A 15,514-nucleotide genomic window follows, 5' to 3' on the forward strand; every position below is an offset into this window, starting at 1 on the left:
AGCCGGCGTTCAGCCGCAGTCTTTTCGTTAATAGTCAGCGCTGGCGGGATGCATCCATGGCCTTGCCGAGCCGCACTGTGAGCCAGAACGTGCTGCCCTGGCCAACTTCACTTTCTACACAGATCTCGCCCCCCATCAGTTGCACCAAGCGCTTGGTAATGGCGAGACCCAGGCCAGTGCCACCATACCTGCGGGTCATCGACCCGTCGGCCTGTTCAAAAGCGGAGAACAGACGTTTTTGATCTTCCGGGGCAATGCCGACACCGGTATCTGTGACCCGAAAGCGAATCGAAACAGCATCCGGAAACGCCTCAACCAATTCGACCGAAGTCGTGACACGGCCTTCGGCGGTAAATTTGACAGCATTGCCAAGCAGATTCAGAAGCACCTGCCCCAGCCGCAACGGATCCCCCCGTACTGGCAAGTCGGCAATGCCCATGCTGCGGTCTACATCGAAAAAAAGCCCCTTTTCAGTTGCCTTCGGAGCAATCAGGCGCTGTACGTTGTCCAGCACCTCACCCAGCCGGAAATCGACCATCGCCAGCGTCAGCCGTTCCGCCTCGATTTTTGAGATATCGAGGATGTCATTGATGATCGCCAGCAGTTGATGTGATGAGCGGTCGACCTTGCCGAGCATATCCTTGACCCGTTCGTCGGTGGTACGGCGCGCAGCCAACCCGGTCAAGCCGATGATGCCATTGAGCGGCGTGCGCAGTTCATGACTCATCGTGGCGAGGAAAGTCGACTTCGCCCGGCTGGCCGCTTCGGCCGCCTCCTTGGCGATCGAAAGATCCAGCGTTCGCACCTGGACCATCGCTTCGAGGTGGGCTCGATGATCGGCCAGTTCCGCCTCGATCTGCTTGCGCTCGGTCACATCGGTGATGAATCCATGCCAAAGCGTGCCACCATCGGCCTCCCGTTCCGGCAAGGCATCACCAAACAGCCAACGCACAGTAGCATCCTCGAAACGAACCCGATACTCGTGGCGCCAAGGCGTCAGTGTTTCAGCCGAGCGCTGGATGGAGGCAACGATAGCCGCGTAGTCATCGGGATGCAGGATGGCATGGACAGCTGATGCATCATCGAGCACGCTTTCCGGACTTACCCGGTAAATTTGCCGGATCGCCTCGCTGGCAAAGGGAAAGCAGAACGTGCCGTCAGGCCGCAAGCGGTATTGATAGACTACACCGGGAACCCGGCTGGCAATCTTCCGGAGGCGGTCGAGCAACTCGTCCTTGGCCAGCTCAAGCTGCTTGCGCAGGGTGATATCGGTCTTGACCGCAACATAATGCGTGATGTCACCCGCCGGATTCTTGACCGGCGCAATCTGTGCCTCTTCCCAATAGAACTCACCATTCTTGCGCTTGTTGAACAAGTCCCCCTTCCAGGGTTCGCCTGCGCTCAGGGCGTTCCAGACTTTCTCGTAGGTTGCCTTGTCCGTCTTGCCTGACTGCAGGATTCGGGGATTCTGACCCATAGCCTCCGCAGAACTGTAACCGGTCACTTCAGTGAAGCGCGGATTGACATACTGGATGCAGGCTTCAAGGTCGGTGATCACCACCGAGGCAGGGCTTTGCTCGACCGCCGTGGACAGATTGCGCAAGGTTTCGAGCTGGCTGGCCAGCTGATCCCGTTGCATTGCTACTTGCTGACGCAGGGTTTCCCGATCGATCAGATTCCTGATGCGCTGACGGGCGATGCCGATGTTAAGTGGCTTAGCCAGAAAATCAGCGGCACCCAATGCCAGACCTCGCGATTCGGATTCGGTATCCGACAGCGCGGTAATGAAAATAACCGGGATCAGCTTCAGTTGTTCATCCGCCTTCAGACGCCGGCATACTTCAAAGCCATCCATCTCCGGCATCATGACATCTAGCAGGATCAGATCGGGCCGAATCGTCGCAGCCAATTCCAGTCCATGCATCCCGGACGTGCTGATACGCAGATCGAATTCGCCGACTAGGGCCGAGCCCAGCGTCATCAGGTTGGCCGGGGTGTCGTCTATTGCCAGAATGACCGGCTTGGTTTCTCTCATCCCTTATTTTTCCCATCCGTTCGCGATGGCCATCTTGTGCAAGCCAGCCAAGGCCGAGTCAAACCTGAATGCATTGACCAGGCCGGAAAGCTCCTGAATTTCAGGTGCCACTGGATGTCCTTTCAACATGATCTGCAACTCGCGGAAACGTCCGATCGCCTCAAACTTATTCTCTCTCAGCAATCCATCGATTTCGCTGATCAGCGCATCGAGACCGGCAGCGTCGATCTGGCACGCCTCACCGGACGATGCAACAGAGATGCCGGCAATCCCTTCGTGATGCGGCAGCAAACGCTGCATCAGGACGCTGCGCAGCGACTTGAGTACGACCGGTTTTGTCAGGAAATCGTCCATGCCGGCATCCAGAGAATGCTGACGGTCATCTTCGAACGCATCGGCGGTCAAGGCAATTATCGGCAGGCGTAACCGTCCTTCTGCAGCTTCGCGCTGACGGATCATGCGGGTCGCGTCAAACCCGTCCATGATCGGCATCTGAATATCCATCAGCACCAGGTCTGGACGCGCCCCGGCAAAGACCAAATCGACAGCCTGCTGGCCGTTCTCGGCAAAACTGACGGACAAGCCGAGCTTTTCGAGCATCTGCGCGATGACGTAACGATTGGTTTTATTGTCATCGACGACCAGAACGCTGCCATGCAGTGCGGGCACACCGTCGTCCGAGGCCTTGGCCGGACTTGCCTGACGCGGTGTTCGACGGGTGTCGGCACCGGCATCGAGAAGACGCGCCTGAACCCGGAACCAGAACCTTGAGCCACTTCCCGGTTCGCTTTCGAGGCCGACTTCGCCGCCCATCGCCGTCGCAAGGCTGCGGATGATCGATAGGCCCAGACCGGTGCCACCAAACTGTCGCGTCGTCGAGCTATCAACCTGGGAAAAGGGCTGAAACAGCCTTTGGCGTCGATCTTCGGGAATCCCGATACCGGTATCGGCAACCGCAAATTCCAGCACCGCTGCAGCAGCATCGCACTGCACGACACGTCCCTCAATGCGCACCCAGCCGGTTTCGGTAAACTTGATCGCGTTGCTGAGCAGATTGCCCAGCATCTGCCGTATCCGAAACGGGTCGGCCTGGTATCGACTGCCGCCCTGCCCGTGCCATTCTTGCGCAATGCTCAGCCCTTTTTGCTCTGCTGCTTCGGAGAACAGGGCCACCACTTCGTGAAGCAATTGTTGCGGATCGAAGGTAATGCTTTCCAGTTTCAACTTACCCGCCTCAACCTTGGAAAGATCGAGAATGTCGTTAAGCAAAGCGAGCAGCGTCTGCCCGGAATTGAGGATGATGCGCGCGAAATCTTCCCGCTCGTGTGCTTTCAGGCCTGGCGACAGGAGCAACTGGGCCATGCCCAGAATTCCGTTCATCGGTGTGCGGATTTCGTGCGACATGGTGGCAAGAAACAGGGATTTCGCCTGGTTGGCAGACTCGGCTGCCTCGCGCGCCGCAATCAGCAAGTGCTCCTTGGCCAGGATTTCCTGACGCATCTGGTTGAGCGCGTCGGCCAGTTGCCCCAGTTCATCCCGGCTTTGGCCAGGAACGGCAAAGGCCAGATTCCCTTTGCCGAATTCCCGCGCTGCATTAACCAGCAGACGGGTACGACGTCCGACAAACAGATCGAGAGACAGAGCAATCAGCAGCGCCGACAGGAGAAAGCCGGCAGTGAGCAATGCAAGAATGATCAGGGTCTGACGGCGAATCGAGGCATGCAAGCCATCCGTGTCGAGTACCAGCTGGAGCACACCAATGCTTGCATTGCGCAATACGACGGCATGCTCTATGCGCTCATGGGCGTGCTCGGCCTCTTTCGACGCTCCCTGCTCGAGCGGATAAAGCAGTTGCCCGCCCTTGTCGCGGAGTGTCAGTGACAGCCACTCCGGCTGCCGCGCCATCGTTGCATCCAACGTCTCGTAGACAGCAGCAAGCTGGTTTTGCAACAGGAAGGGGGTGATAGCGTCACCGAGCGTCACCAGATGGTCGAAATTGGCATTGCGTTCGCGCTGAATCTCGCTGGCGAGATAACGCGGTTGCCAAAAACCAAGCACCGCGAGATCGCCGACCAGGCTCGAAAAAACCAGGATCAGGATAACCTTGAAACGTAGAGATAGATTGGACATCGATCAGTACCAGTGCACCGTACGCTCAGTCACCACCCTTGACGTAATATTTTTCCAGCCCCATCTGGCGGATGGCCTTGTAGTCATCAAATGACGCCGCAACCGCCTGCCGCATCGGCACCTGTGCCAGCATAGCCGCCCCTTCGGGCGTTGCCGCCATGTCGAGAAACGCCTTGCGTACCGCTTCGATGTCTGCTGTCGGCACGCTGGGATGTGCCATGACCGGATGCGGTTCGGCGCGCCGTGTCTCGAAAATAATCTGAAGCTTGTCCTGCACTGCCTGAGGTTGCTGCTTCAAGGTAGCCATGATCCCGCCGGCCGCGTCGGCCTTGCCCAGTGCCACATTGAGATAGGCCGACGTATGGGTCTGTGCCCATAACGGCTGGAATTTGACCTTCTGGCGATCCAACTCGGCGCGGGTCATCAGCGAAGCACCGAAGGCATTCGGGGCGGGAAAGGCAACGGTCTTGCCATTGAGGTCGCGCACCTCATGTACCGTTCCCTCCTTGCTGGCAACCAGAATCCCGAAGAGTAGCTCTGCCCCATCACGCACAATCGGCTCGTATTTTTGCGTACTGTGGGCCACGACCGCATGGAAAGGATTCATGTAAGCGAAATCATATCGACCGGCCTGAAACTCCGCCTCGAATTCGGGGATGCGGGGCGAACCCACCATCAGGAACCTGAACCCCGTCCGTTTCTCCAGCTCGGTCAGGATTGGCGACCATACCGCCGAGAGCTTCCGGGGTTCGAACTGGGGAACCACGCCGAATTTGTAGACGGTTTCGGCCAACGAAACCGCAGGAATAGCAAAAGCCAACGCAACACAAGCCAGAAAATGGCGGAACCGACAGGTTTTCATAGTGCTCTCGCTCAAAGCGGCCCATGACTGGACACGATATTCCCGAATTATATCGAGCTCTGTGAATTGCCCGTACTGCTGGTCTCGGAGTGCAGCGGCCGTTTCAATGACCAGTACCGGGATGGGGTGAATTTCCGCTTGTGGCCGGGACCCGCCAACACCCCCGCTGGAAATCTATTCTCCCAGCGCCATCACCATCTCATGCCAGGCCATCCCGCCGTGTTCCGAGGGTGACGGCCTGACATAGCGGTAGCCGAATTTCCGGTAGAGCGCGATGTGCCGGTCCTTGCACATCAGGTGGATGGTCTGCTTGCCGCTTCGCCAGGCCTGTTCGACGAAGTGGCGCATCAAACGCGTTGAATGGCCCTGCCCCTGGTGCTCCGGCGCGACGACGACGGACATGATGACCACGTTGGGGGCGTCCGGATGATGGCCGACGAGTTCCTTGAAGGCTTCGTCGGACATCACCACCTCGTAGGCGCAGCCGCTGTTGATGAAGCCGATCACCTGCCCGGCCTTTTCGAGCACGACGAAGCCCTGCGGGTAGTCGCGGATGCGGGTCGCGATCTTTTCCCGGGTAGCCGCTTCGTCGCCTTCGTAGGCGGCGATCTCGATGGCGTAGCAGTGCTCGAGATCGCCCTCTTCAACCTGGCGCAGGCGCAGATCGGGCATCTCCGGCAACACTCAGGCTTTGCCGATGAAGCCGATCAGCGCGTCGAGCACGGCATCCGGGCGTTCCGCCATCAGCGCGTGGCCGCTGCCGTCGACCGTGCTCAGGCGGGCGCCGGGGATGTTGGCGAGGAGCGCCTTGGCGGCTTTCGGCGAGGTCATCTTGTCCTGGCTGCCGGAGACGATCAGCACCGGTGCCGCGATTGCTGAAAGGCTTTCCGCGCTGCGCGTGTAGGCGTTGCAGGCAGCCAGGTCGGTATGGAAGACGCCGGGCTTCTGGCGCGCCATCAGGCGTTCGTTGACGCCAAGCAGCCAGAGGCCGGGCACGGTGTTGCCGCCGATCTGGGCGCTGGCCGAATACGACCAGTCGTTGATCATCGCCGCCGCCTTCGGTTCATTGTCGCGCGCGGCATCGAGCAGCACCGGCGCGACCGGCATCGGCAGCGAGGTGCCGATCAAGGCCGCCTGCCGGGTGCGGGCGACATGGCGCACGGCGAATTCGAGCGTGACCAGCGAGCCCATGCTGTGGCCGACGAGGTTTGCCTGGGCAACACCGAGCACGTCGAGCAAGGCGGCGATCCAGTCGGCGATGGCTTCGACGGAGGCGAGCGGTTCGCCGGCACTCTGGCCGTGGCCGGGCAGATCGGGCGCGAGCACCGAAAACCCGTGATGTGCAAACCAGCGGCTCTGCAGCGTCCAGCAGGAATGGTCCTGCTGCGCGCCGTGGATGAAAACGACGACTGGCTGGCGGTCGACCGCTTCAGGAAGCAGTTTTTTGCCGCCCGTGTAAATGTAGGTGGATAGGCCGTTGACTGTGATGTTCATGCTCAGGCCCTCGCTGCGGCAGCAAGGCCGCGGTTGATGTCTTCGATCAAATCGCTCGGATCTTCGAGGCCGATCGACAGGCGGATGGTGCCGGGATGGATGCCGGCGGCGACCAGCGCCTCGTCCGACATGCGGAAGTGCGTGGTCGAGGCCGGGTGGATGACCAGCGACTTGGCATCGCCGACATTGGCGAGGTGCGAAAAGACCTTGAGCGCCTCGATGAACTTGCGCCCGGCGGCGCGGCCGCCGCTGAGGTTGAAGGTGAATACCGAGCTGGCGCCCTTGGGCAGCAGCTTTTGCGCCAGCGCGTGGTCCGGGTGCTCCGGCAAATCGGGGTGATTGACGGCGTCGACCGTTGAGCCGACCTGCTTCGCCAGATGCGCAATCACCGCGCGGGTATTGTCGATGTGGCGGGCCATGCGCAACGGCAGGGTTTCCAGCCCCTGCAGGATCTGGAAGGCGTTGAACGGGCTGAGGCAGGCGCCGAAGTCGCGCACGCCCTCGCGCCGGGCGCGCAACAGGAAGGCGGCGACCGTCGATTCCTCGGTAAACACCATGTCGTGGAAGCCTTCGTACGGCTCGGCCAGGGTCGGGAATTTGCCACTCTTTGCCCAATCGAAGGCGCCGGAATCGACAACCACGCCGCCAATCACCGTACCGTGGCCGGAGAGGAACTTGGTCGCGGAATGGAAGACGAGGTCGGCGCCGTGAGCGAAAGGCTTCAACAGATAAGGCGTCGTGAAGGTCGAATCGACCAGCAGCGGCAGGCCGTGTTCATGCGCCAGCGCCGAGACGCGCGGGATGTCGAGGACGTCGAGACCGGGATTACCCAGCGTCTCGCCGAAGAAGAGCCGGGTTTCCGGGCGGATCGCGTTCTTCCAGGCATCGATGTCGCGCGGATCGACGAAGGTGGTGTTGATGCCGAAGCGCGGCAGCGTGTATTCGAGCAGATTGTGCGAGCCACCATAGAGCGAGCGGCTGGCGACGATATGGCCGCCGGCGCCCATCAGCGTGGTGATCGCGAGGTGCATGGCAGCCTGGCCGGAAGCCACGGCGATGCCGCCGACGCCGCCTTCGAGGGCAGCCATGCGCTCTTCGAGGACGGCATTGGTCGGGTTGGAAATGCGCGAATAGACATGGCCGCCGCGCTCCATGTTGAACAGCGATGCGGCCTGATCGGCATCCTTGAAGACGAAGGATGAACTCAGGTAGATCGGCTGGGCGCGCGCGCCGTACTGGCTGTCGGGCACCTGGCCGGCATGCAGGGAAAGGGTGTCGAAACGATAGCTCATGGCGGGATCATGGATGGTTTGCAGGCTGCCGATGCTACGCGCCAGCTGCCATGTTTCAAATCAGCATTTCTTTGTTGCTTATGCATTTATTGGCGAAGCCGCAGCGGTGAACACGCCAAAAACTGCAATTTTGCGTGGCAAGGCAGGCCAAGCGTGCCAGAATTGCGCCCCTTTTTCTCCCGCGCCTTACGTAATGCACATTGATTTGCTCCTTTCCCTGATCGAAGTTGCGGCGACCATCGCCTTCGCTCTTTCCGGGCTGATCGAAGCCACCCGCAAGCGGATGGACATCATCGGCGTGCTCTCGGTCACCTTCGTCAGCGCCTTTGGCGGCGGTACGCTGCGCGATGTGCTGCTCGACCGCCGGCCGCTGTTCTGGGTGCAGCACCAGGAATATGTCTGGCTGGTCCTTGCCATGACCCTGGTCGCGCCGCTGCTGCTGCGCGCCGCACGTCACGAGATCGGCGACAAGCTGATGGAATTTGCCGATGCCCTCGGCCTCGGGCTGTTCACCATTTCCGGTGCCTCGATCGCCCTTAGCGCCGGCATGCCGCCGGTGATCGCCATCCTGATGGGCTCGCTGACCGCGGTTTTCGGCGGCGTGTCGCGCGACGTACTGTGCAACGAGATTCCCAAGGTCTTTCACGACCATCGGCCCTACACGATGTGCACCTTCATCGGCTGCGGCATCTTCCTCGGCCTGCGCGAGCTGCAACTGGCACCGCAGTTGTCGACCATCCTCGGCATCGTCAGCATCACCGGCCTGCGCCTGCTCGCCCTGGCGCAGCACTGGCACATTCCGCCCTGGCCGCCGGAAAAGCGCTGAACCGCCGGGCGGCAATTACACAGGCTGGAAATGAAAAAAGCCGGCGTTGCCGCCGGCTTTTTGGAGCCTGAACCAACCCGGCTTACGCCGCGACCTTGCCTTTGCCACGTGCCAGACGGCGCACGACAGCCAGCATGCGGTCGATTTCCTCGCAGGTGTTGTAGAACGCCAGCGAAGGACGCACGGTCGCTTCGACGCCGAAACGGCGCAGGATCGGTTGCGCGCAGTGGTGGCCGGAGCGCACCGCGATGCCTTCCTCGTTCAACGCCCTGCCCACCTCTTCGGTCGAGTAGCCGGCCAGCACGAAGGAAGCCACGCTCGCCTTGTCCGCCGCCGTGCCGATCAGGCGCACGCCGGGAATCGAGGACAGGCCGCGCGTCGCATAGACCAGCAGGTCATGCTCGTAGCGGGCGATGTTCTCTATGCCGATACGTTCGACGTAATCGAGCGCCGCACCCAGACCGACCGCGTCGGCGATGTTGCCGGTACCGGCTTCGAACTTGTTCGGGGCCGGCTGGAACAGCGTCTTCTCGAAGGTAACGTCGGCAATCATGTTGCCGCCGCCCTGCCAGGGAGGCATCTGCTCAAGCAATGCTGCCTTGCCGTAGACCACGCCGATGCCGGTCGGACCGAAGATCTTGTGGCCCGAGAACACGAAGAAGTCGGCATCAAGCGCCTGCACATTGACGCGCAGGTGGGAAACCGATTGCGCGCCATCGACCAGCACCTTGGCGCCGGCCGCGTGGGCCATGTCGATCACCTGCTTGATCGGCGTCACCGTCCCCAGCGCGTTCGAGACTTGCGTCACCGAAACGAGCTTGGTTTTGGCATTGAGCAGTTTCTGGAGTTCGTCCAGTTTGAGCTGCCCGCTGTCGTCGACCGGGATGACGCGAATCTTCGCACCGACCTGTGCCGCCAGTTGTTGCCAGGGCACGATGTTGGCGTGGTGTTCAAGCAGCGAGACCACGATCTCGTCGCCTTCGCCGATGTTCTGGACGCCCCAGGTCTTGGCGACCAGGTTGATGGCTTCCGTTGCACCGCGCACGAAGATGATCTCGTTGGCCGAGCCGGCGCCCAGGAAACGCTGCACCTTCTGCCGCGCCGCCTCGTAGGCATCGGTCGCTCGCGCCGCCAGTTCATGCGCCGCACGGTGAATATTGGAATTCTCGTGGGCGTAGAAATAGGCGAGACGGTCGATCACCGATTGCGGCTTCTGCGTGGTCGCGGCGTTGTCGAACCAGACCAGCGGCTTGCCGTTGACGCGCTCCTGGAGAATCGGGAAGTCGCGGCGCACGGCATTGACGTCGAACGGAGGACGCGCAGACGGGGCAATCTCCGGCTCACGCGCTGCATCCAGGAAATAGAAATTGCCCGAATTTTGCGGTTGACCGGAAATATCAGCCGATTTGCGTTCGTGGCCGATATCCGCCAGCAAGGCCAGCAATTCGCCCTGTCCCGGCAGGCCGAAGCTCTGCGCGACAACACGGTTCTCCGGCTTGGCCGGCACGCCGGACTGCGCGTACGGACTGGCTTCGCCAATGAAGTAGTACGGCGAACCCGGTGGCGATACAGGGAGCGAGTCGGTGAAAGCGCTCGGCGGCTGTGGCGGGGTGACACTGGGCAGCGAAGCCGCATAGGCCTCCGGCACGCCAAACTCGGCGCCACCGGAACCCAGCGGATCGACAACATCCGGCGCAACAGGAGCAGAAGCGGGTTGCGGCAGGATGCTCGGGCCGGACTGAGCCAGGCTCAGTTCCGGTGCCGCGCTTTTGCCAACATCGCTACCCGCGCCCAGTGAGCTCGCAAAGTTGTCGAACGAAGGCAAAGCGGCTCCCGGCAGGGCCTGGAAAAAGGCCGATGCCATCCGTCCAAGCGTGACCTCGTCGGGAAGTCCGGGCGCCGCGCCGGCGCTCAGCCCCGAGGTGACGCCACTGAGGCCATTACTTGTAGGTGTCGGGATATTCATGGTACTTGCCGATCTCCACATCTTCGAGGACTGCAATCGCATCCGGCACCAGCACGGCCAGCGAGCAATACAGCGAAATCAGGTAGGACGCGATGGCGTTGCGATTGATACCCATGAAGCGGACCGACAGACCCGGACTCTGTTCGCCGGCCAGACCGGGCTGGAACAGACCAACCACGCCCTGGCGCTTTTCGCCTACGCGCAGCAGGATGATGCTGGTCTTGCCGCCATCAACCGGGATCTTGTCCGACGGGATCAGCGGAATGCCGCGCCAGGTCAGGAACTGGGCACCGAACAGCGAAACGGTCGGCGGCGGCACGCCACGCCGGGTGCATTCGCGGCCAAAGGCAGCGATCGCCAGCGGATGCGCGAGGAAGAAGGCGGGTTCTTTCCAGACCTTGGTCAGCAGGTCGTCGAGGTCGTCCGGGGTCGGCGCACCGGTCAGCGTCGAGATGCGCTGTTCGTCGGCGATGTTGGCGAGCAGGCCATAATCCGGGTTGTTGATGAGTTCCGATTCCTGACGTTCCTTGATCGTCTCGATGGTCAGGCGCAGTTGTTCCTTGATCTGGTCATGCGGGCTGCTGTACAGGTCGGAAACGCGGGTATGCACGTCGAGGATGGTATTGACGGCATTGAGGAAGTATTCGCGCGGCTGCTCGTCGTAATCGACGAAGGTGTTCGGCAGCTCGGACTCGTCGCGCTGCGAGCAGGCAACGCGCACATCAGCCGGATTCTTGACCGTGTTCAGGCGGTAGATACCAGCTTCGACCGGCAGCCACTGCAGCAGGTGCACCAGCCAGCGCGGGCTGATGGTCGACAGTTGGGCGGTGGTCTTGGTGGCATTCGCCAACTGCCGTGCGGCGGTATCGCCCAGGGCGGTGGCTTCGGGATGTTGAGCCATGTAACTCTCCTTAGATCAGGAATGAAAATATTTATAAGAAATTCAGCTAAGCATTGTCGAAAGGAGGGCTCCCGCCTTCAACATGCTATAGCCATCAAGCAGGAGTTCAGGCCGCCTGTTGTTCGCAATGGGCAAGCAGACCGGAGAGAGGAATACCGAGGGCCGCGGCCAGCTTGGCGGCGGTCGCCAGCGAGGGAATCGCCCGTCCCCGCTCGACTTCGCCGAGATAAGAACGGTTGAGGTCGGCCTTCTCGGCGAGCAGTTCCTGCGACCAGCCGTGGTGTTCGCGAAAGTGCCGCACGGCGAGACCAAAATCCTGGATCAGGGCGGTCATTGCGTCACCTTGCCGGCACCACCCGGCTCATGCTGCAGGCTGGCCTGCGAAACATGGCTGCCGGGCGGGACGCTGCGCGTCAGCCAGACATTGCCGCCGATGCTCGAGCCCTGGCCGATGGTGATGCGGCCCAGGATGGTCGCACCGGCATAGACAACGACTTCATCCTCGAGAATCGGATGCCGTGGCGCCCCTTTTTCGAGCGCACCGGTTTCATCCTGCGTGAAACGCTTGGCGCCCAGCGTCACCGCCTGATAAAGACGCACGCGCTGTCCGATGACGGTGGTTTCGCCAATCACGACACCCGTGCCGTGGTCGATGAAGAAGCCGGGGCCGATCTTGGCACCGGGATGAATGTCGATGCCGGTTGTCGAATGGGCAATCTCGGACAGGATGCGGGCGACCAGCGGCGCGCCCAGCGTATACAGGGCGTGTGCCAGGCGGTAATAGATCACCGCGAGTATGCCCGGATAGCAAAGCAGCACTTCGTCTACGCTGCGCGCCGCCGGGTCGCCCGAATAGGCCGCCTCGACATCGGAGTCGAGCAGGTTGCGCAGGGCCGGCAGCTGCTGCGCGAAGGCCTTGACGATCTCGGCCGCAAGCGACTCGACATCGTTCCGCTCTTCGCACTGCAGGCGCCGGTTGTAGCCCAGTTCCAGTTCGACCTGGCCGAACAGCGCATTGAGCGCGCTGTCCAGCGTATGGCCGACGTAGAAGTCCTCGCCTTCCTGGTGCAGGTCGGAAGGACCGAGGCGCATCGGGAACAACACACCACACAACGACTCGGCAATGTCCTTCAATGCCTCGCGCGACGGGAATTCGCGCACAGCGAACTCCCGGCTGCGCTGTTGCTGCTCGCGCCAACGATCGCGGGCGGCGTGCAGTTCGGCGACGATTTCCTTGACGCCCCAGCCGCCAACCTGCTCATAGGCGAGGGACGAGTTGGCGACTGGATGTCTCATGCGGCCAGCCCGGCTTCGTTGAACAGGCCTTCGAACAGGATGGAGCTGAGGTAACGTTCGCCGGAGTCGGGCAGCACGACGACGATGGTCTTGCCGGCGTTTTCCGGCTTCTGCGCCAGGCGGGCAGCAGCGGCGACGGCGGCGCCGCTCGAAATACCGGAAATGATGCCTTCTTCCTTGGCCAGGCGGCGGGCGTAGAGCACGGCATCCTCGTTGGATACCTGTTCGACGGCATCGACCAGCGCCAGGTCGAGCACGCCCGGCACGAAACCGGCACCAATGCCCTGAATTTTGTGCGGCCCCGGCTTGATCGGCTCGCCTGCCTTGGCCTGGGTCAGCACCGGACTGGCGGTCGGTTCGACGGCAACCGACTGGATCGCCTTGCCCTTCTGCTGCTTGATGAATCGCGAAACGCCGGTAATCGTGCCACCGGTACCGACGCCAGAAACGAAGATGTCAATCGCGCCGTCGGTGTCATTCCAGATTTCCGGACCGGTCGTCGCTTCGTGGATGGCCGGATTGGCCGGATTCTTGAACTGCTGCAGCAGCACGTACTTGGCGTCGGAAGCCGCAATTTCCTCGGCCTTGGCGATGGCGCCGGACATGCCCTTGGCGCCTTCGGTCAGGACCAGCTTGGCACCGAAGGCGGTGAGCAGCTTGCGGCGTTCGATACTCATCGTTTCCGGCATGGTCAGGGTCAGCGGAATGCCCTTGGCGGCGGCAACGAAGGCGAGCGCGATGCCGGTGTTACCGGAAGTCGGTTCGACCAGTTCCTTGCCCGGCCCGAGCAGGCCGCGCTTTTCGGCATCATTGATCAGGGCGGCGCCAATCCGGCACTTGACCGAATAGGCCGGGTTGCGACCTTCGATCTTGGCCAGCACAGTTGCCCTGGCACCATCGATGATGCGGTTGAGGCGGATCAGCGGCGTATTGCCGATGGACTGCGAGTTATCTGCAAAAATCTTGGACATTGCTGTATCTCCCTAAAAAGTTGATTAATCCTGGACCCAGGGCAAACCGGCATGACGCCAGCCGTTGAAGGCGCCGCGACGCTGCTGCTCGTCGAGATCGCCCTCGAAACCTTCGGTGATGTTGAAGACGTTCTTGAAACCGGCCTTTTGCGCCGCTTCGGCTGCCGCCGCCGAGCGCTTGCCGCTGCGGCAGAGGAGCAGGAAGACTTCATCCTTGCCGCCCTTGGCTTCGAGTTCCTTGGCAAAACGCGGATTGCGCGACAGCGACAGGCCGGTCGCCCAGGCGACATGCTTCGATTCCGGCACATGGCCGACGAACTTGCGCTCCTCGGCGGTGCGCACATCGACCAGCACGGCTTCGCCACTGGTGAAGAGCGTCCAGGCGTCCTGCGGCGAGACGCTGCCGGCATAGGGCAACGCTTCTTCCTGAGCGCGCTGGCGGGCCTTTTCCAGAATCGGCGAACAGGCGCCGGCGAAACCATCTTCGGCGAAGACCGCGGGCGCCCCGGAAGGCTGCTGGAGATCAATCACGACATCGGACATGGAAATTCCTTTCGCATCTTGGCGACCAGCACAGATCGGCTGGCCCAGGTTGGGATCGGCGTCGCCGGAAAGCCTGCGGTGACGTCTGTAGCCGCCAATTTATGCCGCGCTCTTCATGACAAGAACGAATAAAAATTCAGATCGATATAACAAACAACGTAATAAGGGTGTTGGCTATAGCCACCTGAAACCACCCGGCAGGATTCGTGGCGGTCGACATATGGAAATAGCCAAAAAGTCTTTGTCGACCGTCTGGCTCCGCTCCACAATGCCAACCAGCCGCCGGATTTAATCGATAACTTGCCAGGGCGGCCGACAAGTACTGGCTAAAGCGTCGCTCGCTCCAGTACTCCCCGGGAGCCGGCAGCGCCGGACTCACAGGGGAGCAAGGAGTTGAAAATGGTTCTGACCCTCGAATTGCCGATCCGCCCGGCCCGCATCGATCTGTTTGCCACCTACGAAAGCCGCTTCGGCGCCCTGCCCGGCTGGCTGGACGAAACGCAACCGGAAGAAGCGCGCGCCCTGCTCCGCCTGGCCTTGCGCCGTGGCGCACCGCTGGTGCCAGCCGATCTTTCCTGAGCCCATCAAGCTGCCACAAAGCAAAAGGCCCTCCGATATCCGGAGGGCCTTTTTTTCGTCCGGGTTCAGGCGGCAACGCCGGCCAGCACCGAACTCAACTGCACGACACTGCGCTTGCTGAACACCACCGGCACCGACATTTCGTCGGCCGCCCGGCGGATCTTGCGCGCCAGGCCATGATTGATCTGGTCGACCATGACCACGATGACGCGCGTATCGAGCGGAATCCGGCGATGGCACTCACTCTGGTTGCGCCCGCTCCAGTGCCGCACCGGCAAATAGCCCTGCCCGGCAAGGAAGTCCTTGTAGTTGCCTACCCGATCACCACCAACAATCAATGCGGCCATGATGTACCCCTGCGATTTCGACAGCCTCAATCTAGCGCCCGCAGAACGGGGATGGAACGAGCTTGTTTGTCGAAGGACATAAGGCAAGGGCTGATAAGCTTTTCCGCCAAGCTGCCAATGCGGAAACGGAAAATAAAAAGCCCGTCACGCAGGGTGACGGGCAAAAAACGCTAGGCGTTTGGAGAGAGATGACAATGAACGCAGGGAGTTCATGTCTGCCAATTTACCGGCGGGCCGGCCGATCCGGAACGACTTGTTTGCGATAAGGATAT

At 61.3% G+C, this 15,514-nt stretch carries 15 protein-coding genes; 2 read left to right on the top strand and 13 right to left on the bottom strand.

Annotation, left to right across the window (positions count from 1 at the left end; all coding sequences use genetic code 11):
- Window positions 1–34 precede the first annotated feature (34 nt).
- The 6 genes from KIG99_RS03630 to KIG99_RS03655 form a co-directional block, all read right to left on the bottom strand.
- Window positions 35–2,035: an ATP-binding protein gene (locus tag KIG99_RS03630; RefSeq protein WP_226458897.1), complete on the bottom strand. Its 2,001-nt coding sequence runs from the start codon at window positions 2,033–2,035 to the stop codon at window positions 35–37.
- Between the two features lie 3 nt (window positions 2,036–2,038).
- A complete protein-coding gene (locus KIG99_RS03635; protein ID WP_226458898.1) occupies window positions 2,039–4,018 on the bottom strand; it encodes an ATP-binding protein in 1,980 nt (659 codons plus the stop codon).
- 172 nt (window positions 4,019–4,190) lie between these two features.
- Window positions 4,191–5,027, bottom strand: a complete 837-nt coding sequence (locus KIG99_RS03640) for a phosphate/phosphite/phosphonate ABC transporter substrate-binding protein (RefSeq protein WP_226458899.1) — start codon at window positions 5,025–5,027, stop codon at window positions 4,191–4,193.
- Window positions 5,028–5,201: 174 nt separating this feature from the next.
- Window positions 5,202–5,699, bottom strand: coding sequence for a GNAT family N-acetyltransferase (locus tag KIG99_RS03645; protein ID WP_226458900.1), 498 nt, complete (start codon window positions 5,697–5,699; stop codon window positions 5,202–5,204).
- Window positions 5,700–5,711: 12 nt separating this feature from the next.
- Window positions 5,712–6,521: an alpha/beta fold hydrolase gene (locus tag KIG99_RS03650; protein WP_226458901.1), complete on the bottom strand. Its 810-nt coding sequence runs from the start codon at window positions 6,519–6,521 to the stop codon at window positions 5,712–5,714.
- Between the two features lie 2 nt (window positions 6,522–6,523).
- Window positions 6,524–7,813 carry an O-acetylhomoserine aminocarboxypropyltransferase gene (locus tag KIG99_RS03655; protein WP_226458902.1) on the bottom strand — a complete coding sequence of 430 codons (1,290 nt, stop codon included), beginning with the start codon at window positions 7,811–7,813 and terminating at the stop codon, window positions 6,524–6,526.
- A gap of 193 nt (window positions 7,814–8,006) precedes the next feature.
- Here KIG99_RS03655 and KIG99_RS03660 point away from each other — a divergent pair, with 193 nt between their 5' ends.
- Window positions 8,007–8,639, top strand: a complete 633-nt coding sequence (locus KIG99_RS03660) for a trimeric intracellular cation channel family protein (protein WP_226458903.1) — start codon at window positions 8,007–8,009, stop codon at window positions 8,637–8,639.
- Between the two features lie 82 nt (window positions 8,640–8,721).
- Here the strand turns inward: KIG99_RS03660 and KIG99_RS03665 are convergent, their stop codons facing one another.
- The 6 genes from KIG99_RS03665 to KIG99_RS03690 form a co-directional block, all read right to left on the bottom strand.
- Window positions 8,722–10,605: a family 2A encapsulin nanocompartment cargo protein cysteine desulfurase gene (locus KIG99_RS03665; RefSeq protein WP_226458904.1), complete on the bottom strand. Its 1,884-nt coding sequence runs from the start codon at window positions 10,603–10,605 to the stop codon at window positions 8,722–8,724.
- Window positions 10,580–11,506 carry a family 2A encapsulin nanocompartment shell protein gene (locus KIG99_RS03670; protein ID WP_226458905.1) on the bottom strand — a complete coding sequence of 309 codons (927 nt, stop codon included), beginning with the start codon at window positions 11,504–11,506 and terminating at the stop codon, window positions 10,580–10,582. The genes KIG99_RS03665 and KIG99_RS03670 overlap by 26 nt, the downstream gene beginning before the upstream one ends.
- 106 nt (window positions 11,507–11,612) lie before the next feature.
- Complete coding sequence (locus KIG99_RS03675) at window positions 11,613–11,840, bottom strand: helix-turn-helix domain-containing protein (protein ID WP_226458906.1); 228 nt, start codon at window positions 11,838–11,840, stop codon at window positions 11,613–11,615.
- Entirely contained in the window at window positions 11,837–12,802 is a 966-nt protein-coding gene (gene epsC, locus KIG99_RS03680; RefSeq protein WP_226458907.1) for a serine O-acetyltransferase EpsC, read from the bottom strand. Before epsC ends, KIG99_RS03675 begins: the two co-directional genes overlap by 4 nt.
- Window positions 12,799–13,773: a cysteine synthase A gene (gene cysK / locus KIG99_RS03685; protein ID WP_226458908.1), complete on the bottom strand. Its 975-nt coding sequence runs from the start codon at window positions 13,771–13,773 to the stop codon at window positions 12,799–12,801. Before cysK ends, epsC begins: the two co-directional genes overlap by 4 nt.
- A 24-nt stretch (window positions 13,774–13,797) precedes the next feature.
- Entirely contained in the window at window positions 13,798–14,316 is a 519-nt protein-coding gene (locus KIG99_RS03690) for a rhodanese-like domain-containing protein (protein WP_226458909.1), read from the bottom strand.
- A 399-nt stretch (window positions 14,317–14,715) separates the two neighbouring features.
- Between KIG99_RS03690 and KIG99_RS03695 the strand changes: the two genes are divergently transcribed.
- Window positions 14,716–14,895, top strand: a complete 180-nt coding sequence (locus KIG99_RS03695; RefSeq protein WP_226458910.1) for a hypothetical protein — start codon at window positions 14,716–14,718, stop codon at window positions 14,893–14,895.
- Window positions 14,896–14,960: 65 nt separating this feature from the next.
- On the opposite strand, the gene KIG99_RS03700 is transcribed toward KIG99_RS03695, so the two are convergent.
- Complete coding sequence (locus KIG99_RS03700) at window positions 14,961–15,242, bottom strand: DUF2325 domain-containing protein (RefSeq protein WP_226458911.1); 282 nt, start codon at window positions 15,240–15,242, stop codon at window positions 14,961–14,963.
- Window positions 15,243–15,514 lie beyond the last annotated feature (272 nt).

The sequence above is a fragment of the Quatrionicoccus australiensis genome (genome assembly GCF_020510425.1).
GTDB classification, from domain to species: domain Bacteria; phylum Pseudomonadota; class Gammaproteobacteria; order Burkholderiales; family Rhodocyclaceae; genus Azonexus; species Azonexus australiensis_A.